Genomic DNA, 26,464 nt, shown 5'->3' with positions numbered 1-26,464 from the left:
TGGCGATAGCGCCCTCACTGACGCCATCGCCAGCAAGCCGGCTCCTACAAAAGCAGTACCCCAACACATTCGAGATTAAGAAGACCAGCATGCGCACATTGACGATTGAACCGCTGACCAAAGAAGCCTTCGCCCCTTTCGGTGACGTGATCGAAACCGACGGCAGCGATCACTTCATGATCAACAACGGTTCGACCATGCGCTTCCACAAACTGGCGACGGTGGAAACCGCCACGCCAGAGGACAAGGCGATCATCAGCATCTTCCGCGCCGACGCGCAGGACATGCCGCTGACCGTGCGCATGCTGGAGCGCCATCCGCTGGGCAGTCAGGCGTTCATTCCGCTGCTCGGCAACCCCTTTCTGATCGTGGTCGCGCCACTTGGCGATGCACCTGTATCAGGCTTGGTCCGCGCCTTCGTCACCAACGGCAGGCAGGGCATTAATTACCATCGCGGCGTCTGGCACCACCCGGTGCTGACGATCGAAAAGCGGGATGACTTCCTGGTGGTTGATCGCAGTGGCACAGGCAATAACTGCGATGAGCATTTTTTCCAAGAGGATGAGTGTTTGATCCTCGCCCCCCACCAATAAGAGAAGGTCTGATCACTCGACAACAAGGGTGACAGGCGAGAGGTAAAGACTGTGGAAGCACATCTGTTGGAATGGCTGAACCTGAGCGTGCGCTGGGTTCACATGATCACTGGCGTGGCCTGGATCGGCGCGTCGTTCTATTTCGTCTGGCTGGAAAACAACCTCAATCGGGTCAACCCGAAAAACGGGCTGGCGGGTGATTTGTGGGCGATCCATGGCGGCGGTATCTACCACCTGGAAAAATACAAACTGGCTCCGCCGACCATGCCGGACAACCTGCACTGGTTCAAATGGGAAGCCTATTTCACCTGGCTGTCGGGGATCGCGCTGCTGTGCGTGGTGTTCTACTCCAACCCGACGCTGTACCTGCTGGCTCCGGGCAGCACCCTGAGCGGACCTGAAGGCGTGGCCATCGGCCTCGGCTCGTTGTTCATCGGCTGGTTCATCTACTCCTTCCTCTGCGACTCGGCCCTGGGCAAACGCCCTGCCCTGCTCGGCTTTATTCTGTTCGTGCTGATCATCGGCGCCGCCTACGGCTTCAGCAAAGTGTTCAGCGGTCGTGGTGCGTACCTGCACGTCGGCGCGATCATCGGCACTATCATGGTCGGCAACGTGTTCCGCATCATCATGCCGGCCCAGCGCGCCCTGGTGGCGGCGATCGCCGAAAACCGCACGCCCGATCCGGCGCTGCCGGCCAAAGGTTTGCTGCGTTCGCGGCACAACAACTACTTCACCTTGCCGGTGCTGTTCATCATGATCAGCAACCACTTCCCGAGCACGTACGGCAGCCAGTACAACTGGCTGATCCTGGCCGGGATCGCGGTGCTGGCGGTGTTGGTGCGTCACTACTTCAACACCCGTCACGACAGCCACAAATTCGCCTGGACCCTGCCCGTTGCGGCGGTCGGCATGATTTGCCTGGCCTACGTGACCGGCCCGGCGCCGATGTCCAGCGCACCTGAAGTGGCCAAGGCACCTGGGACCATCGAGTACCAGCCGCTGCCGGAAACCGCCCTCGGCGGTGGTGCCAAACCTGAAGCGGCGAAACCTGATGCGCCTGCCGCTGCACCGGCCCAGGCCTCGAATCAGGGCCCGACGTTCGACAAGGTTCACAGCGTCATTCAGGAACGTTGCGCGGTCTGTCACTCGGCCAAGCCCACCAGCCCGCTGTTCAGTGCCGCACCGGCCGGCGTGATGTTCGACACGCCAGAACAGATCCGCCAAAACGCCGCTCGCATTCAGGCTCAAGCGGTCACCAGCCAGATCATGCCACTGGGCAACATCACCCAGATGACCCAGCAGGAACGTGACCTGATCGGCGCGTGGATTGTTCAGGGAGCTCCGACCAAGTAAGTAAAAACTTGATGGAGACAGGGCTTGTGTGGCGAGGGAGCAAGCTCCCTCGCCATAGGTCTGCCTGATACAAAAATCACAAGAATAAAAAAGATCCGAGGTGTTGCATGTCCGAGCTATCCGAAGCGCGCATCCCCGACGCACCCGCCATTCAACGTTTACCCCTTGTGCAACTGATTCTGGTCGGTCTGCAACACGTTCTGCTGATGTACGGCGGCGCCATTGCAGTGCCGCTGATCATCGGGCAGGCCGCCGGCCTGAACCGTGAAGAAATCGCCTTCCTGATCAACGCCGACCTGCTGGTGGCTGGCATTGCCACCATCGTCCAGTCGCTGGGCATCGGCCCGATGGGCATCCGCATGCCGGTGATGATGGGCGCCAGTTTCGCCGCGGTCGGCAGCATGGTGGCCATGGCCGGGATGCCCGGCATCGGCCTGCAAGGGATCTTCGGCGCGACCATTGCCGCCGGTTTCTTCGGCATGCTCATCGCACCGTTCATGTCCAAGGTCGTGCGCTTCTTCCCGCCGCTGGTGACCGGCACTGTCATCACCTCGATCGGTTTATCGCTGTTCCCCGTAGCCGTGAACTGGGCCGGTGGCGGTGCTGGCGCAGCCCAATTCGGTTCGCCTGTCTACCTGGCCATCGCCGCACTGGTGTTGGCCACCATTCTGCTGGTCCACCGCTTCATGCGCGGATTCTGGGTCAACATCTCGGTGCTGATCGGCATGTGCCTGGGTTACGCGATTTGCGGCGTGATCGGCATGGTCGACCTCAGCGGCATGGACCAGGCGCCGTGGCTGCAAATCGTCACCCCGCTGCATTTCGGCATGCCGAAATTCGAGCTCGCACCGATTCTGTCCATGTGCCTGGTGGTGGTAATCATCTTCGTCGAGTCCACCGGGATGTTCCTCGCGCTGGGCAAAATCACCGGCCAGGACGTCACGCCGCGGATGCTGCGTCGCGGCTTGCTGTGCGATGCCGGTGCTTCGTTTTTCGCCGGCTTCTTCAACACCTTCACCCACTCCTCATTCGCTCAGAACATCGGCCTGGTACAAATGACCGGCGTACGTTGCCGCTCGGTGACCATCGTCGCCGGTGGCTTACTGATCGTGCTGAGCCTGCTGCCCAAAGCCGCGTTCCTGGTGGCATCGATACCTCCGGCGGTACTCGGCGGCGCGGCGATTGCGATGTTCGGCATGGTCGCCGCCACCGGGATCAAGATTCTCCAGGAAGCCGACATCGGTGACCGGCGCAACCAGTTGCTGGTGGCGGTGAGTATCGGCATGGGGCTGATCCCGGTGGTGCGCCCGGAATTCTTCGCCCACCTGCCGATGTGGATGAGCCCGATCACCCACAGCGGCATCGCCATGGCCACGCTTAGCGCCCTGGCATTGAACCTGTTGTTCAACATCCTCGGCGGTCACGAACGCGCAGCCGTCAACGACTGCCACGCCCACACGCACTGACACAGTACAAAGCACACACCCTGTGGCGAGTTCCCACAGGGGTGACTGCCTGCACCTCAAACAATAAAAACAAGAGGGAGCAACAGATGATTCGTACCCAGACAAGTCTGTCGTTCAGCAATGCCCCACACCTGTCGCCAGTGCTCTGTTGCGGGGCACTTGAGACCTGGCCAAGGAGTCAGTATTCTCCGCGGCCGCCCGAATCCGGTCTAAAAAAAAGCCCGGATTTAATTCCTGACCGGAAAGCCAACTTACCCCGGCTCCGGGCAGTATCAAGGCTTCCCGAAAAGACGCTCAATCGACTGTTGTAGAACAGCCGAACGGGCATTTTTTGGCTTTTTGAAAGCCTTGGCTCAGCTCTTGCTAACAGCACCAAAGCTGACCGAATGGATGATTTTTTTACAGCAGCAAGAAAAGGCGCCACACCAGAGCGCCGACCTTAGAAAAATAACGTGGAACCACCTACTTTTTGGGAGCAACCGAATGAAACGTACGTGCACCAGTCTGATGCTCGCGGGATCCTTGCTGGCCGGGGGCCAGGCCATGGCCGGCGACTTGCTGCAATGGCAGAACAACAGCCTGACCTACCTCTATGGCAAGGACTTCCAGGTCAACCCGCGCATTCAGCAAACCGTCACTTTCGAGCACGCCGATGCATGGAAATACGGCGACAACTTCATGTTCGTCGACAAGATTTTCTACAACGGCAAGGACGACCCCGGCGTCGGTTCGAACACCTACTACGGCGAAATCAGCCCGCGCTTGTCGTTTGGCAAAATCTTCGACCAGAAACTGGAGTTCGGCCCGGTCAAGGACGTGCTGCTGGCCATGACGTACGAGTTCGGTGAAGGCGATACCGAGTCTTACCTGATCGGTCCGGGTTTCGACCTGGCGATTCCTGGTTTCGACTACTTCCAGCTGAACTTCTACCAGCGTCACACCGAAGGCAGCCGCCCTGGTGACAACGTCTGGCAGATCACCCCGGTCTGGTCCTACACCATTCCGGTGGGCGATTCGAACATCCTGATCGATGGCTTCATGGACTGGGTGGTCGACAACGACAAGAACAGCAAAGGCACCTACCACGCCAACCTGCACTTCAACCCGCAGATCAAATACGACTTGGGCAAAGCACTGAACATTGGCGAGAAGCAGTTGTATGTGGGTGTCGAGTACGACTATTGGTCGGACAAGTACGGGATCAGGGACAGCCAGTACTTCAAGACCGATCAGAGCAACACGAGTTTGCTGGTGAAGTTCCACTTCTGATCGTAAAAGCTTCGCGGGCAAGGCTTGCCCGCGATTGCCACACCACAAACCTCAAGCCGGAACCGCAGGCTCCACCAACCCCAGAAACCGGCACAGCTCATCGCGCTTGGCCAACGCATCGCGCCGCCCCAGATCAATCAATTCGCTGCAATACCCCGCCTCGAACAGCAGATAACTCAGCACCCCTGCCCCGCTGGTCTTGGTCGCCCCCGGCCCGCGTAAAAACAGGCGCAAGGCTGCCGGCAGTTCCTGGCGATGCCGCGCGGCAATTTCATCGATCGGCTGACTCGGTGAAATCACCAACACATCCACTGGCGCCGCTCCCAATGCACGACTCGAGATGCCATCGGGCAGCAGATGGCTGAACTGGTTCAGACGCTGCAACAACTCGATGTCACTTTCCAGGCTGTCAATGAACGTACTGTTGAGCAGGTGCCCACCGACTTGCGCCAGGGTCGGCTGCTGACCGGTGTAGGCACGTTGCAGCGGCTGTTGCGGATCGATCCCGCGCGGGTTGCCGCTGACGCCCACCACCAGCACGCGACTGGCGCCCAGGTGCAGGGCCGGGCTGATCGGTGCCGATTGACGCACCGCGCCATCGCCGAAATATTCTTCGCCGATTTTTACCGGTGCGAACAGCAACGGAATCGCGGAACTGGCGAGCAGATGGTCGACAGTCAGTTGGGTCGGCACGCCGACTCGCCGATGGCGCAACCAGGATTCGATGGTGCCGCCGCCCTGATAAAACGTGACGGCCTGGCCGGACTCGTAGCCGAACGCTGTAACCGCTACGGCCCGCAATTGCTTTTGCGCAATCGCTTCGGCGATCCCGGGCATGTGCAGTTTGTGATTGAGTAGGCGGCGCAGCGGCGAACTGTTAAGCAGGGCCACCGGCACCGGCGAGCCAATGCCCATCAGGTTGTGACTGACAAAACGGGCGGCCTGATGAATCACCCCCGGCCAATCGCTGCGTAATACCAGATGGCTGCGAAAACCTTGCCAGAAGGCCGTCAGACGCTCGATCGCACTCCGAAAATCCATCGCCCCACTGGCCAGGCTGACCGCATTGATCGCACCGGCCGAGGTGCCGACGATCACCGGAAACGGATTCGTCGCCCCCATCGGCAGCAGCTCGGCAATCGCTGCCAGCACGCCTACTTGATAGGCCGCACGAGCCCCACCGCCGGAAAGAATCAACCCTGTAACCGGTTCAGCAGGACTCATTGCAACACTCCATGGTGCTTAAAGGGATCGGTGACTCAACCGCGTTTGGCGTACAGTTTCGGCTCGCCCGGTGGGCGGCTCTTGAAGCGGCGATGCGCCCAGAGATATTGCTCCGGACATTCGCGCAACGCACCCTCCACCCATTGGTTGATCCGAATGCAATCGGCCTCTTCCGTCTCGCCGGGAAAGCCTTCGAGCGGGGCATGAATCACCAGTCGATAACCGCTGCCGTCAGCCAGGCGCTCCTGGGTGAACGGCACCACCAGCGCCTTCCCCAAGCGTGCGAATTTGCTGGTGGCGGTGACAGTCGCCGCCTGAATCCCGAACAGCGGCACGAAGATACTTTGCTTGGCGCCGTAGTCCTGATCCGGTGCGTACCAGATCGCTCTCCCTGCGCGCAGCAGTTTGAGCATGCCCCGCACGTCATCGCGTTCCACCGCCAGCGAGTCAAGGTTGTGCCGCTCGCGGCCTCGGCGCTGGATGAAGTCGAACAGCGGATTCTTGTGTTCGCGGTACATGCCATCGATGGTGTGTTGCTGACCGAGCAACGCTGCGCCGATCTCCAGCGTGGTGAAGTGCACAGCCATCAGAATCACGCCCTTGCCTTGCGCCTGAGCCTGTTTCAAATACTCCAGGCCTTCGACATGGGCCAGTTTCGCCAGACGCTTGCGCGACCACCACCAGCTCATGGCCATCTCGAAGAAGGCGATGCCGGTGGACGCGAAGTTTTCCTTGAGCAGGCGTTTGCGCTCGGCAGCGGATTTTTCAGGGAAACACAGCTCAAGATTGCGCTTGGCAATGCGCCGTCGGTCGCCGGCCACTCGGTACATCAATGCGCCCAGGGCGCGACCGATCGCCAGTAACGCCGGATACGGCAACTGCACAATCAGCCACAACAGCCCCAGGCCACACCACAGCGGCCAGAAACGCGGAGAAAGAAATGCTGTTCGAAATCGCGGGCGTTCCATTAAAGGTTCCGGAAAGTTAATGGCCGCGCATTCTACATCGTTCGACCCGGCTTGCGGCCTGCGGGCGTTCTCGTTATAAGTCTCGGCACTTTTAGTGACAAGCCGTTGTATGCCGACCATGAGCCAAACCGAACCGCTAGACCAAGATCCCGTGTTCCAGTTGAAGGGCAGCATGCTGGCCATTACGGTGCTGGAACTGGCCCGTAACGACCTCGAGAACCTTGATCGGCAACTGGCCGCCAAGGTCGCCCAGGCGCCCAACTTCTTCAGTAACGCGCCGCTGGTACTGGCCCTGGACAAACTCCCGGCCAGCGAAGGCTCGGTCGACCTGCCGGGATTGATGCGCATCTGCCGCCAGCATGGCCTGCGCACCCTGGCGATCCGTGCCAGCCGCATCGAAGACATCGCAGCGGCCATTGCGGTCGATCTGCCAGTGCTGCCGCCGTCCGGCGCGCGGGAACGCCCGCTCGACCCGCTCGAAGGCGTCGTAGCGAAAAAGCCGGAAAAACCACCGGAGCCGACCATCAAACCGACAAAAATCATCACGTCGCCAGTACGTGGTGGCCAGCAGATTTATGCCCAGGGCAGCGATCTGGTGGTGATTTCGTCGGTCAGCCCGGGGGCGGAACTTCTCGCCGACGGCAACATCCATGTATACGGCGCGATGCGCGGTCGTGTGCTGGCTGGCGTCAAAGGTGATACGAAAGCCAGGATTTTCTGTCAGCAAATGACCGCTGAACTGGTCTCCATCGCCGGTCACTACAAGGTTTCCGAGGACCTGCGCCGCGATCCATTGTGGGGCGCCGGAGTACAAGTCAGCCTGTCGGGTGACGTGTTGAACATCATTCGGCTTTAACGGATACTGCCGCATTTTCCAAGCATCTCTAAAACGTAGCGAAAACGGCTCAAACGAAGTAGGAAAAAGGCTAAAAGCAGTGTTTACCGGGGGTAGATACCGCTCAAAACCGGATTCCAGCCAAGGCTGTCCGACTGCAGTAGTTTTTCAAGAGATGTTTTTCAGGGGCTAAACGTCCTTTTTCCTTAGGGGTAAAACACCTTGGCCAAGATTCTCGTGGTTACATCCGGCAAGGGTGGTGTGGGTAAGACCACCACCAGCGCCGCTATCGGTACCGGCCTCGCTCTGCGTGGTCACAAAACAGTTATCGTCGACTTCGACGTCGGCTTGCGTAACCTCGACCTGATCATGGGTTGCGAGCGCCGCGTGGTGTATGACTTCGTCAACGTGGTGAACGGCGAAGCCAACCTGCAACAGGCCCTGATCAAAGACAAGCGCCTGGAAAACCTCTACGTGCTGGCCGCCAGTCAGACCCGCGACAAAGACGCGCTGACCCAGGAAGGCGTAGAAAAAGTCCTGATGCAGTTGAAAGAAGATTTCGAATTCGTGGTCTGCGACTCCCCGGCCGGTATCGAGAAAGGTGCCCACCTGGCCATGTACTTCGCTGACGAAGCGATCGTCGTGACCAACCCGGAAGTCTCCTCCGTACGTGACTCGGACCGCATGCTGGGCCTGCTGGCCAGCAAGTCCCGTCGCGCCGAAAACGGCGAAGACCCGATCAAGGAACACCTGTTGCTGACCCGCTACAACCCTACGCGCGTCGTCAACGGCGAAATGCTCGGCGTCGAAGACGTCAAGGAAATCCTCGCGGTGACCCTGCTGGGCGTGATTCCAGAATCGCAAGCCGTCCTCAAGGCCTCCAACCAGGGCGTGCCGGTGATTCTCGACGACCAGAGCGACGCCGGCCAGGCGTACAGCGATGCTGTCGATCGTCTGTTGGGCAAGACCGTGGACCATCGTTTCCTCGATGTCGAGAAGAAGGGATTCTTCGAGCGACTTTTTGGAGGTAGGTAATGAACCTTTTTGACTTCTTTCGTGCCAACAAAAAGCCCAGTACCGCCTCGGTAGCGAAAGAGCGTCTACAGATCATCGTGGCGCATGAACGCGGCCAACGCAGTACGCCGGACTACTTGCCAGCCTTGCAGAAGGAACTGGTGGAAGTGATCCGCAAGTACGTCAATATCGGGTCCGATGACGTGCACGTCGCTCTGGAAAACCAGGGCAGCTGCTCGATTCTGGAACTCAATATCACCCTGCCCGATCGCTGAGTCGATCCGGCGGGAGCCACGGCGGCTCAGGCCCCTTCCATGACTGGAGGGGGCCTGAGTCGCCGTTGGCGTTTGTTACGAGGCTGTTTTAATGCCGTTGTCCAACATCCGCATCATCTATCAGGACGCCGCCGTACTGGTGGTGGATAAACCGACCCTGTTGCTCTCCGTCCCCGGACGGGCCGATGACAACAAGGACTGCCTGATTACGCGCCTGCAAGAAAACGGCTACCCGGAAGCGCGAATTGTCCATCGGCTGGACTGGGAAACCTCCGGCATCATTCTGCTGGCCCGTGACCCGGACACTCATCGCGAGCTGTCTCGGCAATTTCACGACCGCGAAACCGAAAAGGCCTACACCGCCCTGTGCTGGGGACAACCGGAACTGGACAGTGGCAGCATCGACTTGCCCCTGCGCTACGATCCGCCGACCAAGCCACGTCACGTGGTGGACCACGAATTCGGCAAGCACGCCCTGACCTTCTGGCGCGTACTGGAGCGTTGTGGCGACTGGTGCCGCGTCGAGTTGACGCCGATCACCGGCCGCTCCCACCAGTTGCGCGTGCACATGCTCTCCATCGGCCACCCGCTGCTGGGTGACGGGCTCTATGCCCATCCGCAAGCCCTGGCTGCCTGGCCACGCCTGTGCCTGCACGCGAGCATGCTGAGCTTCACTCATCCGCAAAGCGGCGAACGCCTGCGCTTCGAGTGCCCGGCACCGTTCTAACGGTGGTGCCCAGGCTTCGGTGTCGAGGGAGCTGTTGTGGCGAGGGGGCTGTTGTGGCGAGGGAGCTTGCTCCCGCTGGAGTGCGGAGCACTCCCAAAACCAGCGACCGTATTCTGTCGGGCACACCGCGCAAGCAGGATTTGCGGCCGCTGCGCCGCCGAGCGGGAGCAAGCTCCCTCGCCACATTAAATCTCACGCGCCGCCAACATCAGGCCCGCCGCACTTTGCGCTTTCAATACGTTAAACTGGCGCCACTGCTGTCTGGAGCTTCTTATGCGCGAAGAGTTGAACCAAGGCCTGATCGACTTCCTCAAGGCCTCCCCTACCCCGTTCCATGCCACCGCCAGCCTTGTCCAGCGCCTGGAAGCGGCCGGTTTTGTGCGCCTCGACGAGCGCGAGCCATGGACCACCGAAGCCAATGGCCGTTACTACGTCACCCGTAACGACTCTTCGATCGTCGCGTTCAAAATGGGCCGTCATTCGCCCCTGCACGGCGGCATTCGCCTGGTTGGCGCGCACACCGATAGCCCGTGCCTGCGGGTCAAACCCCAGCCGGAACTGCAACGCCAGGGCTTCTGGCAATTGGGCGTCGAAGTCTATGGCGGTGCACTGCTGGCGCCGTGGTTCGACCGCGATCTGTCGTTGGCCGGCCGCGTGACCTTCCGTCGCGATGGCAAGGTCGAGAGCCAGTTGATCGACTTCAAGGCTCCCGTTGCAATCATTCCGAACCTGGCCATTCACCTCAACCGTGAAGCCAATATGGGCTGGGCGATCAATGCCCAGACCGAACTGCCGCCGATTCTCGCGCAATTCGCCGGTGACGAACGCGTGGACTTCCGCGCCGTGCTCACCGATCAGCTGGCCCGCGAACATGGCCTGAACGCCGACGTGGTGCTTGATTACGAGCTGAGCTTCTACGACACCCAAAGCGCCGCGGTCATTGGCCTGCATGGCGATTTCATCGCGGGCGCTCGCCTGGACAACCTGTTGTCGTGCTACGCCGGCCTGCAAGCATTGCTGACGACCGAAACCGACGAAACCTGCGTGCTGGTCTGCAACGATCACGAAGAAGTCGGTTCCTGCTCGGCCTGTGGCGCCGACGGTCCGATGCTTGAGCAAACCCTGCGTCGCCTGTTGCCCGAAGGGGATGAGTTCGTACGGACCATTCAGAAATCCCTGCTGGTCTCGGCCGACAACGCCCACGGCGTACACCCGAACTACGCCGACAAGCACGACGCCAACCACGGCCCGAAACTCAATGCCGGCCCGGTAATCAAGGTCAACAGCAACCAGCGCTACGCCACCAACAGCGAAACCGCCGGGTTCTTCCGTCATTTGTGCATGGCCGAAGAAGTACCGGTGCAGAGCTTCGTGGTGCGCAGCGACATGGGCTGTGGCTCGACCATCGGCCCGATCACCGCCAGCCACCTGGGCGTGCGCACCGTGGACATCGGCCTGCCGACGTTCGCCATGCACTCGATCCGCGAGCTGTGCGGCAGCCATGACCTGGCACACCTGGTCAAAGTGCTGAGCGCGTTTTACGCCTGCCGCGAATTGCCATAACCCTTGTGATTAAAAGGCAACTTTTGTGGCGAGGGAGCAAGCTCCCTCGCCACAATGATCTTGCGATCCATTCCTGCCACACATCACCAACGCCCGCCCGAAAGCCGCCTAGACTTGCAGTAACCCCTCCGACAAGGCTGTCACCATGATCTCGATGTCTTCGTTTCACGCCATGCTGATCCCGATTCTTTCCGGGATGATCATGCTGGCCATCGGTTTCAACTTTCGCGACAAGAACGCCGGTGTGTTCGCGATGTGGGTCGGCATGCTGATGATCCTCGCCACCGTGATCTACAAGATCCTCGCCAAACTCAACGAATAAATCCTCGCGCCCGGCTCGCATTGATTTTGACGGGCTCGTACACTCGGCCGATTCGCTCATCCGAGGTTGACCGCCTAGTGTTCGCTCGTCTTTTTGCCCTGCCCTGTTTGTTCCTTGTCTGCCTGATGACGCTGCTGCCGCTGACGCCTGCCCAGGCGGCCGGCTTGCCGGGGCTGCTCAGCGGCTCGGCAAAAACCCAGCCCGAAGCGCAAGCTCCACTGGGACAGTCGCTGGACGAAGTCATCAAGTCGCTGGAAAACGATCAGCAACGGACCAAACTCCTGGCGGACCTGAAAAAGCTGCGCGACGTCAGCAAAAAAGCCCAACCGACCACAGAAGAAGGCGTGCTGGGCCTGATCGGCGGCACCCTGGCCAGTTTCGAAAAGCAATTTTCCGGCGCCGACAGCCCCCTCACTCGCTGGTCCGAAGAAGTTAACCTGGCCAAGGATGAACTGGTGGCACTCATGCTGCCGGCCAATGAATGGCTGCCCATCATCTTTGCCTTCGCCATGATCCTGATGGTCTGGAGCCTGCTGGCCGCCGCCCTGATCTGGCTCGGCCACCGGGTGCGCATGCGCTTCGGCCTCACCGAAGAACTGCCGCAACACCCCAAGGCCCTGGACATGCTGCGCTTTGCCTTGCGCAAACTCGGGCCGTGGATGATCGCCCTGGTCATGACGGTTTACATGACCTACGCCCTGCCCTCGTCACTGGGCAAAAGCCTGGCCATGGTGCTGGCTTATGCGCTGGTGGTCGGTACCTGTTTCTCGGCGATCTGCGTCATCGCGTTTTCCCTGCTCGATGGCCCGCATCGTCATCGCGCCCTGTACATCCTGCGGCATCAGGCCTTCCGCCCGTTGTGGCTGATCGGCAGTTTCGCCGCCTTCGGTGAAGCCCTGAACGACCCGCGCCTGATCGCCAGCCTCGGTGAACATCTGGCCCATACGGCGGCGACGTTCGCCAATGTACTGGCGGCGATCTTCACAGGTTTTTTCATTCTGCGTTTCCGCCGGCCCATCGCGCATCTGATCCGCAACCAGCCGCTGTCTCGGCGCCTGACCCGCCGCGCCTTGAGCGACACGATCGAAATCCTCGGGACGTTCTGGTATCTGCCGGCGCTGGTGCTGGTGGGCATCTCGCTGTTCGCCACCTTCGTCTCTGCCGGCGACACCAGCACCGCGCTGCGTCAGTCGCTGATCTGTACCGTGCTGCTGGTGTTGTGCATGGTCATCAACGGGCTGGTGCGCCGTCATTCACTCAAGCCTCAACGCGGCCCCAAGCGCCATGCGCTGTATTCGGATCGTCTGAAAAGCTTCTTCTACACCCTCGCCCATCTGCTGGTATGGCTGGCGTTCATCGAACTCGGCCTGCGGGTCTGGGGCATGTCGCTGATTCGCTTCACCGAAGGCGAAGGGCATGAAGTCAGCGTCAAACTGTTCAGCCTCGGCGGCACGCTGATTTTTGCCTGGCTGATCTGGATCCTCAGTGACACCGCCGTGCACCACGCCCTCACCCGCTCGCGCAAAGGCCTGGCCAATGCCCGCGCGCAGACGATGATGCCGCTGATCCGCAACGTGCTGTTCGTGGCGATTTTCATCATTGCGCTGATCGTCGCCCTGGCGAACATGGGCATGAACGTCACGCCGCTGCTGGCCGGTGCCGGCGTCATCGGCCTGGCCATCGGCTTCGGCGCGCAATCGCTGGTGGCCGACTTGATCACCGGGCTGTTCATCATCATCGAAGACTCCCTGGCCATCGACGACTACGTGGACGTCGGCGGCCACCTGGGCACGGTCGAAGGCCTGACCATCCGCACCGTGCGCCTGCGGGACATCGACGGCATCGTCCACACCATTCCGTTCAGTGAAATCAAAAGCATCAAGAACTACTCCCGAGAGTTCGGCTACGCGATCTTCCGGGTGGCGGTGCCCTCGAACATGGACATCGACGAGGCGATCAAGCTGATGCGCGACGTCGGCCAGAAAATGCGCACCGACCCGCTGCAACGGCGCAACATCTGGTCGCCGCTGGAGATTCAGGGGGTCGAAAGTTTCGAGTCCGGCAATGCGATTCTGCGCGCGCGCTTCAAGACCGCGCCGATCAAGCAGTGGGAAGTGTCCCGGGCGTTCAACCTGTCGCTCAAGCGGCATCTGGATGAGGCCGGACTGGATCTGGCGACACCGCGCATGAGCATTCAGGTGATCACCCCCGGTGGCGAACAATCTGCGTAGGTGGGTTCAGACCACATCCACCCCGACATGAATCGCATCATGGCGCCAAAACTCCAGGTCACAATCGATCAGCCGCTGATGCTGATCGTAGTTGACCCGGGCAATCCGCAACCCCGGGCTGCCCACCGACACCCGTAAAGCCGCCGCGGCGTCCACCGACAACGCGGTCGGCACGATCTCGAAGCGCACCCGTCCGTAGTGCAAGTCGTAATGCCGCGCATACAGTTCGGTCATCGACTGATTCAGATCGAAGTCCAGGATCCCCGGAAAATACTGCGGATTCAGGTAGTGCTCCACATACAGCACCAATCGCCCGTCAATCCGTCGCGAGCGGCAGATCTGGATCACGCTCGACAGCGCCGGCAACTGGAGCCAGGCACATACCGCCGCTGACGCCGGTTGCAAACGCGCGGAAATCACCTCGGTGGACGGCACCCGCCCCTGGGCGCTGACCATCGCGTGAAAGTGGCTGCGTTGCATCAGGTTATAAGCCAGCCGTGGTGGCGACACGAACCAGCCGCGCCGCTCCTCGCGATAAATCTGGCCCTGGGCCTCCAACTGCAACAACGCCTCACGCACGGTAATCCGCGTGGTACCGAACAACTCACTGAGCTTGCGCTCGGCCGGCAACTTGCTCCCGGGCGCCAACAGCCCGTGGTCGAGCTGTTCTTGCAGAACCTGCCCGATCGCTGTCACCGCTTTGGTTGTCTCGATGCGCATCAACGTTACCTATCTGGACTAGACCAGCACTGATTCAGGGCAGAACCGCGATCGAAACCGGGCTCCATCAATTGCCTGCAAGCCTAGGCACTGCAGATGACTGACAGATGACAAAGCCGCCGAACGGTTGCTTCAGACACCTGCAATTTTATGGCCAAGTCCCTTTCATATCAGCCCTTTAGCCATGGTCTACGCTTATCTCGCACCCCGCGTATCCGAGCGCAGGAAATTCAGGCCGACCGGTCGTCGACATCAAAATGTCATCCAGGACGCCTAAATTGGCTCAGGTATTGCTGACCTAGACCAACACAACCGCAATCGCAGCGTTGAAAACGCCCAAAGGAGCTTCGGATGAAACAGTTTTTCCTGGCATCACTGTTAGGCTCGACCATTGCCCTGTGCACTGCCGCCATGGCGGCGGATACCGATCTGAAAACACTCGAAGCCGCTGCGAAAGCGGAAGGCGCCGTCAACAGCGTCGGCATGCCCGATGACTGGGCCAACTGGAAAGGCACCTGGGAAGACCTGGCCAAGAAATACGGCCTGAAACACATCGACACCGACATGAGCTCGGCCCAGGAAATCGCCAAGTTCGCCGCCGAAAAAGACAACGCCACAGCCGACATCGGCGACGTCGGAGCCGCCTTTGGCCCGATCGCGGTCAAGCAGGGCGTGGTGCAACCTTACAAGCCGAGTACTTGGGCACAGGTTCCGGATTGGGCCAAGGACAAGGACGGCAACTGGGCGCTGGCTTACACCGGCTCCATCGCGTTCATCATCAATAAAAAGCTGCTGCACGGTTCCGAAGCACCGACCAAATGGGCCGACCTCAAGAGCGGCAAGTACAAAGTCTCCATCGGTGACGTAAGCACCGCAGCCCAGGCCGCCAACGGCGTACTGGCCGCCGCCCTCGCCAATGGCGGTGACGAGAAAAACATTCAGCCAGCCCTGTTGCTGTTCGCAGACATCGCCAAGCAAGGCCGCCTGTCCATGGCCAACCCGACGATTGCCACCATGGAAAAGGGTGAAATCGAAGTCGGCGTGGTCTGGGACTTCAACGGCCTGAGCTACAAGGCCAAGATGGCGAATCCGGATGACTACACCGTGCTGATTCCATCCGATGGCTCGGTGATTTCCGGCTACACCACCATCATCAACAAATACGCCAAGCACCCGAACGCCGCCAAACTGGCCCGCGAATACATCTTCAGCGACGCTGGCCAGATCAACCTGGCAAAAGGCAACGCCCGTCCAATTCGCGCCGAGCATTTGACTCTGCCGGAAGAGGTCAAGGCCAAGCTGCTGCCTAACGAACAGTACAAAAAGGTCACGCCGATCAAAGACGCCGACGCGTGGGAAAAGACCTCCAAGTCGCTGCCTCAGAAGTGGCAGGAAGAAGTCATCATCAATATGCCGTAAACCTGTAGATCCCCCCATTTGGAACTCCGATGGAGATCCAAATGGGGGAGCGGGCTTGTGTGGCGAGGGGGCTCGCCCCCGTTCGAGTGCGCAGCGCTCGCAGATATTGGGTCCGCTGCGCGGCCCAACGGGGCGATGCGGCGGTCCGACAAGCCCCCTCGCCACACAAGCCCGCTCCCACAAGGGATTGGTTGCGTACTTGAATCATCTGTTTTTGCGGAGTCCCCCCCCATGAAGCACAACGTCATCCTTGTCGTGCTCGACGGCCTCAATTACGAAGTCGCGAGCCACGCCATGGGGCATCTGCAGGCTTACGTTGGCGCAGGACGCGCGGCGCTCTACAAACTGGAATGTGCACTGCCGGCTCTGTCCCGACCGCTTTACGAATGCATCCTGACCGGCGTTGCGCCGATCGACAGCGGCATCGTTCACAACAACGTCTCGCGCCTGTCCAACCAGCGCAGCATCTACCATTACGCCACCGACGCCGGCCTGAAAACCGCCGCCGCGGCCTATCACTGGGTCAGCGAGTTGTATAACCGTTCACCGTTCGTGGCTGCCCGGGACCGTCACACCGACGACCCGAAACTGCCGATCCAGCACGGTCACTTCTACTGGAACGACCAATACCCGGACTCGCACCTGTTCGCCGACGCGGAAAACCTGCGCCTGCGCCATGCGCCGAACTTTCTGTTGGTCCACCCCATGAACATCGACGACGCCGGGCACAAGCACGGCCTCGACACCCCGCAATACCGCAACAGCGCCCGCTCGGCGGACGTCATCCTCGCCGACTACCTGCAAGGCTGGCTCGACGCCGGATACCAAGTGCTGGTGACTGCCGACCACGGCATGAACAACGACCGCTCGCACAACGGCCTGCTGCCTGAAGAACGCGAAGTGCCGCTGTTCGTCCTCGGCGACGCCTTCAGCTTCAACCAAGGCGCTGCACCGAAACAAACCGAACTGTGCGGCACCGTCTGCGAACTGCTGGGCGTGCCCCACGACAAACCTGTGTGCCGGGAGCTGCTCAAGTGAATGCCATGACCCGCGGTAAATGGCTGGCCGCTCTGTGCCTGGTGCCCTTCGCGATTTTCTTCTTCGTGTTCGAGATCGCCCCGCTGCTCTGGGTGATGATCAACAGCCTGCAATCGGAAGAGTTCGGTTGGGGCCTGGCCAACTTCAGCAAAATCTTCAATTCAAAGTTCTATTTGCAGGCGATCCAGTACAGCCTCGAGATCAGTTTCTGGTCCAGCGTATTCGGCATCGTCATTGCCGTACTCGGCGCCTACTCCCTGCGCCGGGTCGACTCGAAACTGCGCAACTTCGTGAATGCCTTCGCCAACATGACCAGCAACTTCGCCGGTGTGCCCCTGGCCTTCGCGTTCATCATCTTGCTGGGGTTCAACGGCACCTTCACCATCATGCTGAAACAGGCCGGAATCATTCAGGATTTCAACCTGTACTCGAAAACCGGGCTGATCATTCTCTACACCTACTTCCAGATTCCCCTGGGCGTGCTGTTGCTCTACCCGGCCTTCGATGCCCTGCGCGAAGACTGGCGTGAGTCCGCCGCCTTGCTCGGGGCCAACGGCTGGCAATTCTGGCGACACATCGGTCTGCCGGTGCTGACCCCGGCACTGCTGGGCACATTCGTGATTCTGCTGGCCAACGCCCTTGGCGCCTACGCCACGGTCTACGCGCTGACCACCGGCAACTTCAACGTGTTGCCGATCCGTATCGCGGCGATGGTGTCCGGCGACATTTCCCTCGACCCGAACCTCGCCAGCGCCTTGGCCGTGGTGCTGGTGGCATTGATGACCCTGGTGACCATCGTGCATCAGCTGCTGTTGAAGAGGAGCTACCATGTCTCGCGCTGAACTGGGGCCCGTCGGTGTCTACCACCGGGTCATCGTGTATTTGCTGTTTGCCATTCTGTTGTTGCCGCTGCTCGGAACCCTGATCTACTCGATCGCCAGCAGTTGGTCGGCGACGATTATGCCCAGCGGCTTTACCTTCAAGTGGTACATCCAGCTATGGAGCGATCCGCGCTTTCTCGATGCATTCGGTCAGTCGTTGCTGGTTTGTATCGGCTCGCTGATTCTGTCGGTGGTGCTGATCCTGCCACTGCTGTTCGTGGTGCATTACCACTTCCCGAAGCTCGACGCGCTGATGAACATCCTGATCCTGCTGCCCTTCGCGGTGCCGCCGGTGGTGTCGTCGGTGGGGCTGTTGCAGCTCTACGGTTCGGGGCCGTTCGCGATGGTGGGTACGCCATGGATTCTGATCGGTTGCTACTTCACCGTGGCGCTGCCGTTCATGTACCGGGCGATCACCAACAACCTGCAAGCGATCAACCTGCGCGACCTGATGGACGCCGCGCAATTGCTCGGCGCCAGCACTTGGCAAGCTGCCTTCCTGGTGGTGTTGCCGAACCTGCGCAAGGGGCTGATGGTCGCGTTGCTGCTGTCCTTCTCGTTCCTGTTCGGTGAGTTCGTGTTCGCCAACATCCTCGTCGGCACCCGCTACGAAACCCTGCAGGTCTACCTCAACAACATGCGCAACAGCAGCGGCCACTTCACCAGTGCGCTGGTGATTTCCTACTTCTTCTTTGTGCTGGTTCTGACCTGGGTGGCCAATATCTTGAACAAGGACAAAAGCGAATGAGCTATGTAAGCGTCCAACATCTTCAGAAAGATTACTCAGGCACCACCGTCTTCAGCGACATCAACTGCGAAATCAGGAAAGGCGAATTCGTCACCCTGCTCGGCCCGTCCGGTTGCGGCAAGTCCACGCTGCTGCGTTGCATCGCCGGCCTGACCTCGGTGGACGGTGGCCAGATTCTGCTGGAAGGTCACGACCTCGTCCCACTGAGCCCGCAGAAACGCGGAATCGGCATGGTGTTCCAAAGTTATGCGCTGTTCCCGAACATGACCGTGGAGCAGAACGTCGCCTTCGGTTTACGCATGCAGAAGGTCAACGCCGACGACAGCCAAAAACGCGTCGCCGAAGTGCTGAGACTGGTAGAACTCAATGACTTCGCCGCCCGCTACCCGCATCAGCTGTCCGGTGGCCAGTGCCAGCGTGTCGCTCTCGCTCGTTCGTTGGTGACCCGGCCTCGGCTGTTGTTGCTGGATGAGCCGCTGTCGGCGCTCGATGCGCGGATTCGCAAGCACTTGCGCGAACAGATCCGTCAGATCCAGCGCGAACTCGGCCTGACCACGATCTTCGTCACGCACGATCAGGAAGAAGCCCTGACCATGTCTGACCGAATCTTCCTGATGAATCAGGGAAAGATCGTACAGAGTGGCGATGCCGAAACCCTCTACACCGCGCCCGTCGACGTGTTCGCCGCAGGCTTCATCGGCAACTACAACCTGCTGGACGCCGACAGCGCCAGCAAACTGCTGCAACGGCCGATCACCCACCGCATCGCGATCCGCCCGGAGGCCATCGAGCTGAGCCTGAACGGCGAACTCGACGCGCAGGTGCGCAGCCACAGCCTGTTGGGCAACGTGATTCGCTATCGGGTCGAAGCTCGGGGGGTGGAATTGGTGGTGGATGTGCTGAACCGCTCGGCGTCCGATCTGCATCCCGATGGTCAGCGCCTGGCACTTTCCATCGATCCGACAGCCCTGTGTGAGGTAGCCTGATGACCTTGCTGATGTTGAAGAGAGAACCGTACTGATGGCCCTGGCAATTTTTGATCTGGACGAAACCCTGATCCACGGCGACTGCGCCTCGCTATGGAGCGAACAGATGGCCCGCCTCGGCTGGGTCGATGGCGAATCCTTCCTGCGTCGTGACAAGGAATTGATGGATGCCTACGGCAGGGGCCACTTGGCGATGGAAGACTACATGGCCTTCAGCCTGGAGCCGTTGATCGGTCGCACGCCGCAAGAGCTCGAACACTTGGTAGCGCCCTGGGTGGAAGACTTTATCGAGCCGATCATCTTCAGCGACGCCACCAAAGCCATCGCCGCCCACCGCAAGGCCGGCGACCGGATTCTGGTGATCTCGGCCTCGGGTACGCATTTGGTCAAGCCGATTGCCGACCGTCTGGGCATCGACGAGATTCTCGGCATCGAGCTGGAAGTGGCGCACGGGGTGTACAGCGGCAACACGGTGGGCACCCTGACCTACCGCGAAGGCAAGATCACCCGCTTGCTGGAATGGCTGGACGCCGAAGAGGAAAACCTTGAAGGCGCGAGTTTCTATTCCGATTCACGCAACGATTTGCCGCTGCTGCTGAAGGTGGATTTCCCGCATGTGGTGAATCCGGATCCAGTGTTGCTCGAACACGCCGAAAAAGCCGGCTGGCCGATCCATATCTGGAAGTAACCAAGAGCCCTTGTAGGAGCGAGGCTTGCCCGCGAATGATGCGACGCGGTGTATCTGTCATACCGCGTCGCATCATTCGCGGGCAAGCCTCGCTCCTACTGGGTTCAGGTCAGGCTGTCGTCAATCACCAACACCAGCTTGCCCGACACCTGATTGGTCGCCAGCTCCGCAAACGCCGCTTCGGCGTCCTCGATCGCAAACGTCCTGGCCAGTTGCGGGCTCAAACGCCCTTCGGCAAACAGCGGCCAGACGTGCTGGCTGAGATCGCTGAACAAATCGGCCTTGAACTGCTCGTCGCGATTGCGCAGGGTCGAACCCAGCAGTTGCACGCGCTTGGCCAGCACCTGCGCCAGATCCAGCTGCGCTTCACGACCGCCCATCAAACCGATCAACACCCAACGGCCATCGCGAGCCAGCAACTTGAGGTTCAGCGCCGCATAGTTACCGCCCACCGGATCCAGGATCACATCGAACGGCCCCAGATCGTTCAGGCGGTCCAGATCCTTATTGCGCACCACTCCACCCTGGGCACCCAGCGCTTCACAGTAGGCCAGACGATCCTCGGAGCCGACGCTGACCCAGCACGGGTTACCAAACGCCTTGCACAGCTGAATGGCAGCTGAACCGATTCCACTTGCTCCGGCATGCAGAAGAACTTTCTCACCCGGTTTTAGCGAAGCCAGTTGAAACAAATTCAGCCAGACGGTCGCATACACTTCCGGCAACGCCGCGGCCTCGGCCAGGGACAATCCTTCGGGAACCGGCAACACATGCCGTCCGTCGACAACTACCTCTTCGGCCATCCCACCCCCGGCCAGCAAGGCGCAAACCCGATCTCCGACCTGCCAGGACGAGCCCGGACCGACCTCGCTGATCACCCCCGAACACTCAAGACCCAGTGCTTGACTGGCTCCCGGCGGCGGCGGATACAGGCCCGCTTTCTGCAACAAATCGGCTCGATTGAGTCCCGCTGCCGCCACTCTGATACGAACTTGTCCTACATCGCACGTAGGACTCGGCTCCTCAACCCACTCCACTCGCCCTTCAACGCCTTGCAATGCTTTCACAGTGCCTCCATAGTGAGTCTGGACTGAGCCCGAAGCTATAGCGCCGGGCTTTCTTGCATTATGCGACCGGCCCTTGTGGGAACCGGCGACTTCAAAGACGGCCTAATATGCGTGATCAATTGTCCCCGCGTCGAATCAGCATGAAGCATTTTTTCCCCAGCACCGCCCTCGCTCTTGTCATTGGTCTCGGTCTTTTGCCGATGTCGAGCAATTCGTTCGCAGCCAACAGCTGGGACAAGCTTCAGCCCGATCGCGACGAAGTCATCGCCAGTCTGAACGTCGTCGAATTGCTCAAGCGTCACCATTACAGCAAGCCGCCGCTCGACGATGCGCGCTCCGCGATCATCTACGACAGCTACCTCAAGCTGCTGGATCCATCGCGCAGCTACTTCATGGCCAGTGACATTGCCGAATTCGACAAATGGAAAACCCAGTTTGACGACTTCCTCAAGAGCGGCGACCTGAACGCCGGGTTCACCATCTACAAGCGCTATCTGGATCGCGTCAAGGCGCGTCTGGACTTTGCCCTTGCCGAGCTGAACAAGGGCGTCGACAAGATCGACTTCACCACCAAGGAAACCTTGCTGGTCGACCGCAAGGATGCCCCTTGGCTCAAGACCACCGCCGAGCTCGACGACCTGTGGCGCAAACGCGTCAAGGACGAAGTGCTGCGGATGAAGATCTCCGGCAAAGAGCCAAAGCAGATTCAGGAAACCCTGACCAAGCGTTACAAGAATCAGCTGGTGCGTCTGGACCAGACCCGCGCGGAAGATATCTTCCAGGCGTACATCAACACCTTCGCCATGTCGTACGACCCGCATACCAACTATCTGTCGCCGGATAACGCGGAGAACTTCGACATCAACATGAGCCTGTCCCTGGAGGGCATTGGCGCCGTGTTGCAGAGCGATAACGATCAAGTCAAAGTCGTGCGCCTGGTGCCTGCCGGCCCGGCCGACAAGACCAAGCAGGTCGCTCCGGCCGACAAGATCATCGGCGTGGCCCAGGGCAACAAAGAGATGGTCGACGTGGTCGGCTGGCGCCTGGACGAGGTGGTCAAACTGATTCGTGGGCCGAAAGGCACCGTGGTGCGCCTGGAAGTGATTCCGGCCAGCAATGCGCCGAATGACCAGACCAGCAAGATCGTGCCGATCACCCGCGAAGCGGTGAAGCTTGAAGATCAGGCGGTGAAGAAGTCGATCCTCAGCCTCAAGCAGGATGGCAAGGACTACAAGCTCGGCGTCATCGAGATCCCGGCCTTCTACCTGGACTTCAAGGCCTTCCGTGCCGGCGATCCGGACTACAAGAGCACCACCCGCGACGTCAAGAAGCTGCTGACCGAACTGCAGAAAGACAAGGTCGACGGCGTGGTCATCGACCTGCGCAACAACGGCGGCGGTTCCCTGCAGGAAGCCACCGAACTGACCAGCTTGTTCATCGACAAAGGTCCGACCGTGCTGGTGCGTAACGCCGACGGCCGGGTCGATGTACTGGAAGATGAAAACCCGGGCGCGTTCTACAAAGGCCCGATGGCGCTGCTGGTCAACCGTTTGTCCGCCTCGGCGTCGGAGATCTTCGCCGGTGCGATGCAGGACTACCACCGTGCACTGATCATCGGCGGCCAGACCTTCGGCAAAGGCACCGTGCAAACCATTCAGCCGCTGAACCATGGCGAACTGAAACTGACCCTGGCCAAGTTCTACCGGGTTTCCGGTCAGAGCACCCAGCATCAGGGCGTACTGCCGGACATCGATTACCCGTCGATCATCGACACCAAGGAAATCGGCGAAAGCGCCCTGCCGGAAGCCATGCCGTGGGACACCATCCGTGCGGCCATCAAGCCTGCGGTCGACCCGTTCAAGCCGTACATCACGCAGCTCAAGTCCGAGCATGACGTGCGCACGGCCAAAGACGCGGAGTTCGTGTTCATTCGCGACAAACTGGCCCTGGCCCAGAAGCTGATGGCCGAAAAAACCGTCAGCCTCAATGAAGCCGACCGTCGTGCACAACACGCCGATATCGAAGCCAAGCAACTGGCCATGGAAAACATCCGTCGCAAGGCCAAGGGTGAAGAGCCGCTCAAAGAGCTGAAGAAAGAAGACGAAGATGCCATCGCGGCCGAGCCGGACAAGACCAAGCCAGAAGACGACGCCTACCTGAGCGAGACCGGGCGGATTCTGCTGGATTACTTGAAACTCAACACCGCGGTCGCCAAGCACTAAGTGCTTACAATCAGGATGATGGCAATTTAGTGCTGATGCTCCCCGGAGTGTCATCAAATAGACATCATTCTGTCGTGAAATAAAGGACTGGGAGCTTTGCGCTCCCAGTCCTTTTTTTATCGCCAGAGATCGCCATGACCACAACCGAACAGCTGAGTGCCTTGAGCTCAATACTGACTCAAAGCGGTTTGCACAGCCTGTTCCAGCCGATCATTTCTCTCTCCGAACGACAAATCATCGGCTACGAAGCCCTCAGCCGTGGCCCCTCCAACAGCCCGCTGCACTCCCCCATTGCCCTGTTCGCGGTAGCCCGCCAGGCCGGTCGCCTCAGCGAACTGGAGATCGCTTGCCGCCAAAGCGCTTGCCGACGCTTCAATGAACAGCAACTGCCCGGCAAACTGTTCCTCAATGTGTCCCCGGAATCCCTGCTCGAAGCCGCCCACCAGCCCGGACGCACCCTGCAACTGCTGCAGGATTTCGGCATACCGCCGAGCCAGGTGGTGATCGAACTCACCGAACAGACCCCGACCGACGATTTCCAGTTGCTGCAAACCGCCCTGCATCACTATCGGGCGATGGGTTTTTCGATTGCGCTGGATGATCTGGGTGCGGGTTATTCGAGCTTGCGGCTGTGGTCTGAATTGCGGCCGGATTACGTCAAGATCGATCGGCACTTCATCGACGGCATCCATCAGGACGCGCTCAAACGTGAATTCGTCGGCTCGATCCTGCAGATCGCCAAGGCGTCGCGGGCAAAAGTGATCGCCGAAGGCATCGAATTGTCAGAAGAACTCGCCGTGCTGACCGAAATGGGCGTCGATCTTGTGCAAGGCTATCTGCTCTGCCGGCCCCAGGAGCATCCGCCCCGCGATGCCCGAACCTTGATGCCCAAACCAACCAGCGCCGCAGCGATGCTGAACGAGGACGCCAGTGACCTCAGCGCCCTGCTCAAAGACCAACCGGCGATGGCCAGCGATACCCCGACCGCCACCGTACTGGAAGCCTTCCGCCGCCAGGCCAACCTGAACTCCCTGGCAGTGCTCGACAAGCAGGGCCGGCCGTGCGGCATCGTTCACCGTCATTCGCTCTCGGACGCCCTGCTCAAGCCGTTTGCCACCGACCTGTTCGCCCGCAAACCCATCAGCCGCTTGATGAGCGACGACTTCCTCGCCGTGGAACTAAGCCAGTCGCTGCAACAGGTCAGCCGCCTGATCACCAGCCGCGCCCGCCAACGCATCGAAGAAGACTTCATCATCACCCTCAACGGCGGCTATCTGGGCCTGGGCCGAGTGATCGACGTACTCAAACTGATTACCGAACTGAAAATCCAGCAAGCCCGCTACGCCAACCCACTGACCCTGCTGCCAGGCAACGTGCCGATCCAGCAATGCCTGACACGCCTGCTACAACAGGAACGGGAGTCGGTGATCTGCTACGTGGACATCGACAGCTTCAAACCCTTCAACGACATCTACGGCTACGGTCGCGGGGACGAAGTCCTACTGTGCCTGGCGCAATGCCTGAACGACCGCGTCGACCCATCCCGCGACTTCGTCGGCCATATCGGCGGCGACGACTTCCTGCTGGTGCTCGGCCCGGAAGACTGGCGCAAACGCCTGAACCAACTGCTGGACGACTTCCACAGCCAATGCCGACGCTTCTACCGCAGCGAACACCTGGAAGCCGGCTGCTTCATCGCCCCCAACCGCCAGGGCGTACGCCAGGAGTTTCCGCTGCTGTCGCTGTCCATCGGCGTGGTGCATCTGCATCCACAGGCCTGCGGACAGCTCGACGCGAGCCAGCTAGCGGAAATGGCCTCCCAAGCCAAACACCACGCGAAGAATGTGCCGGGGTATAGCGTGCATGTGATTGATAGTTTGGCGGTGCCGACAACTAAGGAAGCGTTGGTTGCCGGACATCGGTGATTTGCCGTATTTGATCTTGAACGCAAAACCTGTAGGAGCGAGGCTTGCCCGCGAAGAACGATAACGCGTAATACTTGAAAAACCACGGTACATCCTTCGCGGGTAAGCCTCGCTTGTATGTTTGCGGATTTGTTTGCCCCACCGAATCCGTAGGAGCCGCCGAAGGCTGCGATCTTTTGATCTTGCTTTTGTGGCAAGGCCCCTCGCCACAAAAACCACTCGGCTCTAATCCGAAGACCGAGCCCTCAACCGCCGCCCAATCACATCCAGCACATCACAGCCATCCCTCAGTGGAATGGCGCAGAGCAAGGCAAAATCACTGAGAATCATCGAATCGCACTCGACTGAACCACGCATGGACAGGTTTTCAAGCACTTGGGTGACGGCGCGAATTCGGTAGCTGGCGGCCTCGGTCAGAATGTCCAGCGGCGCGTGGGTGTCGACGAATAGGGTGGGCATGTCGGTGCAGTTGCTGGTCAACGCCATGAAGCGGTTTTTGGGGTGGGGAATTGGTTTTTCGTAGGGTGGATCAGGATGAAGTGTTGGCATTTGAGACCTTCCGATGAAAATGGGAGCTGCCAAAAGCCTTCCTACAGGCTTGGGTGGCAGCTATACGCGGGGTAGGAATACCGAGCATCGGAAACTCGACCACGCCGAAGCGTGCCCGCGCACAGCCGCCGCGACAGATATTACGGACGCACATTGACGGCCGCAAATCCGACTTCGATTGCTAACGCATTACCGATGCTTAAAGGGTTCCTACACCCCCTCACTGATATTCAGTGACCACTAAAGCCTATCGATTGAACTCAATGCGCACCAGTTCACGAAAACCGCCACAACTTGAAGGAAACTTCCGAAGACCTTGCCCAGAAATTTCGCTCAATAAGACAAACGTGGCGGAAGGCTTCGCTGAAGCCTGGCTTGATT

At 59.9% G+C, this 26,464-nt stretch carries 24 protein-coding genes; 19 read left to right on the top strand and 5 right to left on the bottom strand.

Annotated elements, in window-relative coordinates:
- The first annotated feature begins 89 nt into the window (after positions 1 to 89).
- The 4 genes from F475_RS20930 to F475_RS20915 all read left to right on the top strand — a co-directional run bounded on the left by F475_RS20930 (position 90) and on the right by F475_RS20915 (position 4,681).
- Entirely contained in the window at positions 90 to 593 is a 504-nt protein-coding gene (locus tag F475_RS20930; RefSeq protein ID WP_018925187.1) for an ureidoglycolate lyase, read from the top strand.
- A 51-nt stretch (positions 594 to 644) separates the two neighbouring features.
- Complete coding sequence (locus tag F475_RS20925) at positions 645 to 1,946, top strand: urate hydroxylase PuuD (RefSeq protein ID WP_111454644.1); 1,302 nt, start codon at positions 645 to 647, stop codon at positions 1,944 to 1,946.
- A 107-nt stretch (positions 1,947 to 2,053) separates the two neighbouring features.
- On the top strand, positions 2,054 to 3,412 hold the full coding sequence (locus F475_RS20920) for a nucleobase:cation symporter-2 family protein (protein ID WP_018925185.1): 1,359 nt from the start codon (positions 2,054 to 2,056) through the stop codon (positions 3,410 to 3,412).
- Between the two features lie 483 nt (positions 3,413 to 3,895).
- Positions 3,896 to 4,681 carry an outer membrane protein OmpK gene (locus tag F475_RS20915; protein ID WP_018925184.1) on the top strand — a complete coding sequence of 262 codons (786 nt, stop codon included), beginning with the start codon at positions 3,896 to 3,898 and terminating at the stop codon, positions 4,679 to 4,681.
- Between the two features lie 51 nt (positions 4,682 to 4,732).
- Here the strand turns inward: F475_RS20915 and F475_RS20910 are convergent, their stop codons facing one another.
- Together F475_RS20910 and F475_RS20905 are read right to left on the bottom strand one after the other, a co-directional pair.
- Positions 4,733 to 5,905, bottom strand: coding sequence for a patatin-like phospholipase family protein (locus F475_RS20910; protein WP_111454643.1), 1,173 nt, complete (start codon positions 5,903 to 5,905; stop codon positions 4,733 to 4,735).
- 35 nt (positions 5,906 to 5,940) lie between these two features.
- A complete protein-coding gene (locus tag F475_RS20905; RefSeq protein ID WP_064619271.1) occupies positions 5,941 to 6,873 on the bottom strand; it encodes a lipid A biosynthesis lauroyl acyltransferase in 933 nt (310 codons plus the stop codon).
- A gap of 118 nt (positions 6,874 to 6,991) precedes the next feature.
- On the opposite strand from F475_RS20905, the gene minC reads away from it, so the two are divergent.
- The 7 genes from minC (at position 6,992) to F475_RS20875 (ending at position 13,840) form a co-directional block, all read left to right on the top strand.
- Positions 6,992 to 7,729, top strand: a complete 738-nt coding sequence (gene minC / locus F475_RS20900; RefSeq protein ID WP_026331736.1) for a septum site-determining protein MinC — start codon at positions 6,992 to 6,994, stop codon at positions 7,727 to 7,729.
- Between the two features lie 201 nt (positions 7,730 to 7,930).
- Positions 7,931 to 8,743, top strand: coding sequence for a septum site-determining protein MinD (gene minD, locus F475_RS20895; RefSeq protein ID WP_007940844.1), 813 nt, complete (start codon positions 7,931 to 7,933; stop codon positions 8,741 to 8,743).
- A complete protein-coding gene (minE, locus tag F475_RS20890) occupies positions 8,743 to 8,997 on the top strand; it encodes a cell division topological specificity factor MinE (RefSeq protein ID WP_007940845.1) in 255 nt (84 codons plus the stop codon). Before minD ends, minE begins: the two co-directional genes overlap by 1 nt.
- Before the next feature lie 91 nt (positions 8,998 to 9,088).
- Positions 9,089 to 9,724, top strand: coding sequence for an RluA family pseudouridine synthase (locus F475_RS20885; protein ID WP_018925180.1), 636 nt, complete (start codon positions 9,089 to 9,091; stop codon positions 9,722 to 9,724).
- A gap of 273 nt (positions 9,725 to 9,997) precedes the next feature.
- The gene (locus tag F475_RS20880) at positions 9,998 to 11,287 is read left to right on the top strand and encodes a M18 family aminopeptidase (protein WP_018925179.1); all 1,290 of its coding nucleotides are present in this window, start codon (positions 9,998 to 10,000) and stop codon (positions 11,285 to 11,287) included.
- A 145-nt stretch (positions 11,288 to 11,432) separates the two neighbouring features.
- A complete protein-coding gene (locus F475_RS30510; protein WP_008005668.1) occupies positions 11,433 to 11,609 on the top strand; it encodes a hypothetical protein in 177 nt (58 codons plus the stop codon).
- 77 nt (positions 11,610 to 11,686) lie between these two features.
- Positions 11,687 to 13,840 carry a mechanosensitive ion channel family protein gene (locus F475_RS20875; RefSeq protein WP_086945806.1) on the top strand — a complete coding sequence of 718 codons (2,154 nt, stop codon included), beginning with the start codon at positions 11,687 to 11,689 and terminating at the stop codon, positions 13,838 to 13,840.
- A gap of 6 nt (positions 13,841 to 13,846) precedes the next feature.
- Here the strand turns inward: F475_RS20875 and F475_RS20870 are convergent, their stop codons facing one another.
- Positions 13,847 to 14,560, bottom strand: coding sequence for a UTRA domain-containing protein (locus F475_RS20870; RefSeq protein WP_007940851.1), 714 nt, complete (start codon positions 14,558 to 14,560; stop codon positions 13,847 to 13,849).
- A 351-nt stretch (positions 14,561 to 14,911) separates the two neighbouring features.
- On the opposite strand from F475_RS20870, the gene F475_RS20865 reads away from it, so the two are divergent.
- From F475_RS20865 to F475_RS20835, 6 genes are all read left to right on the top strand, one after another.
- Positions 14,912 to 15,979, top strand: a complete 1,068-nt coding sequence (locus F475_RS20865; RefSeq protein WP_018925177.1) for an ABC transporter substrate-binding protein — start codon at positions 14,912 to 14,914, stop codon at positions 15,977 to 15,979.
- A gap of 231 nt (positions 15,980 to 16,210) precedes the next feature.
- Complete coding sequence (locus F475_RS20855; protein WP_111454641.1) at positions 16,211 to 17,017, top strand: alkaline phosphatase family protein; 807 nt, start codon at positions 16,211 to 16,213, stop codon at positions 17,015 to 17,017.
- Positions 17,018 to 17,022: 5 nt separating this feature from the next.
- Entirely contained in the window at positions 17,023 to 17,859 is an 837-nt protein-coding gene (locus F475_RS20850) for an ABC transporter permease subunit (RefSeq protein ID WP_167331172.1), read from the top strand.
- Positions 17,846 to 18,646: an ABC transporter permease gene (locus F475_RS20845; RefSeq protein ID WP_018925174.1), complete on the top strand. Its 801-nt coding sequence runs from the start codon at positions 17,846 to 17,848 to the stop codon at positions 18,644 to 18,646. Before F475_RS20850 ends, F475_RS20845 begins: the two co-directional genes overlap by 14 nt.
- On the top strand, positions 18,643 to 19,632 hold the full coding sequence (locus tag F475_RS20840; RefSeq protein ID WP_007936172.1) for an ABC transporter ATP-binding protein: 990 nt from the start codon (positions 18,643 to 18,645) through the stop codon (positions 19,630 to 19,632). Before F475_RS20845 ends, F475_RS20840 begins: the two co-directional genes overlap by 4 nt.
- Before the next feature lie 34 nt (positions 19,633 to 19,666).
- Positions 19,667 to 20,320, top strand: coding sequence for an HAD family phosphatase (locus tag F475_RS20835; protein WP_018925173.1), 654 nt, complete (start codon positions 19,667 to 19,669; stop codon positions 20,318 to 20,320).
- Positions 20,321 to 20,424: 104 nt separating this feature from the next.
- Here the strand turns inward: F475_RS20835 and F475_RS20830 are convergent, their stop codons facing one another.
- Positions 20,425 to 21,387 carry a zinc-binding dehydrogenase gene (locus tag F475_RS20830; protein ID WP_111454640.1) on the bottom strand — a complete coding sequence of 321 codons (963 nt, stop codon included), beginning with the start codon at positions 21,385 to 21,387 and terminating at the stop codon, positions 20,425 to 20,427.
- Positions 21,388 to 21,527: 140 nt separating this feature from the next.
- Between F475_RS20830 and F475_RS20825 the strand changes: the two genes are divergently transcribed.
- Entirely contained in the window at positions 21,528 to 23,609 is a 2,082-nt protein-coding gene (locus F475_RS20825; RefSeq protein ID WP_177431125.1) for a carboxy terminal-processing peptidase, read from the top strand.
- A 134-nt stretch (positions 23,610 to 23,743) separates the two neighbouring features.
- Positions 23,744 to 25,534 (top strand): bifunctional diguanylate cyclase/phosphodiesterase, encoded by a 1,791-nt coding sequence (locus tag F475_RS20820; RefSeq protein WP_111454638.1) that lies wholly within the window; start codon positions 23,744 to 23,746, stop codon positions 25,532 to 25,534.
- Positions 25,535 to 25,759: 225 nt separating this feature from the next.
- Here the strand turns inward: F475_RS20820 and F475_RS20815 are convergent, their stop codons facing one another.
- Positions 25,760 to 26,083 carry a hypothetical protein gene (locus tag F475_RS20815; RefSeq protein ID WP_026286336.1) on the bottom strand — a complete coding sequence of 108 codons (324 nt, stop codon included), beginning with the start codon at positions 26,081 to 26,083 and terminating at the stop codon, positions 25,760 to 25,762.
- Positions 26,084 to 26,464 lie beyond the last annotated feature (381 nt).

This window comes from Pseudomonas sp. URMO17WK12:I6 (assembly GCF_003253625.1).
Taxonomy (GTDB): domain Bacteria; phylum Pseudomonadota; class Gammaproteobacteria; order Pseudomonadales; family Pseudomonadaceae; genus Aquipseudomonas.
Note: the sequence above shows the minus strand (reverse complement) of the source record. Positions and strands in the feature narration are given on the sequence as shown.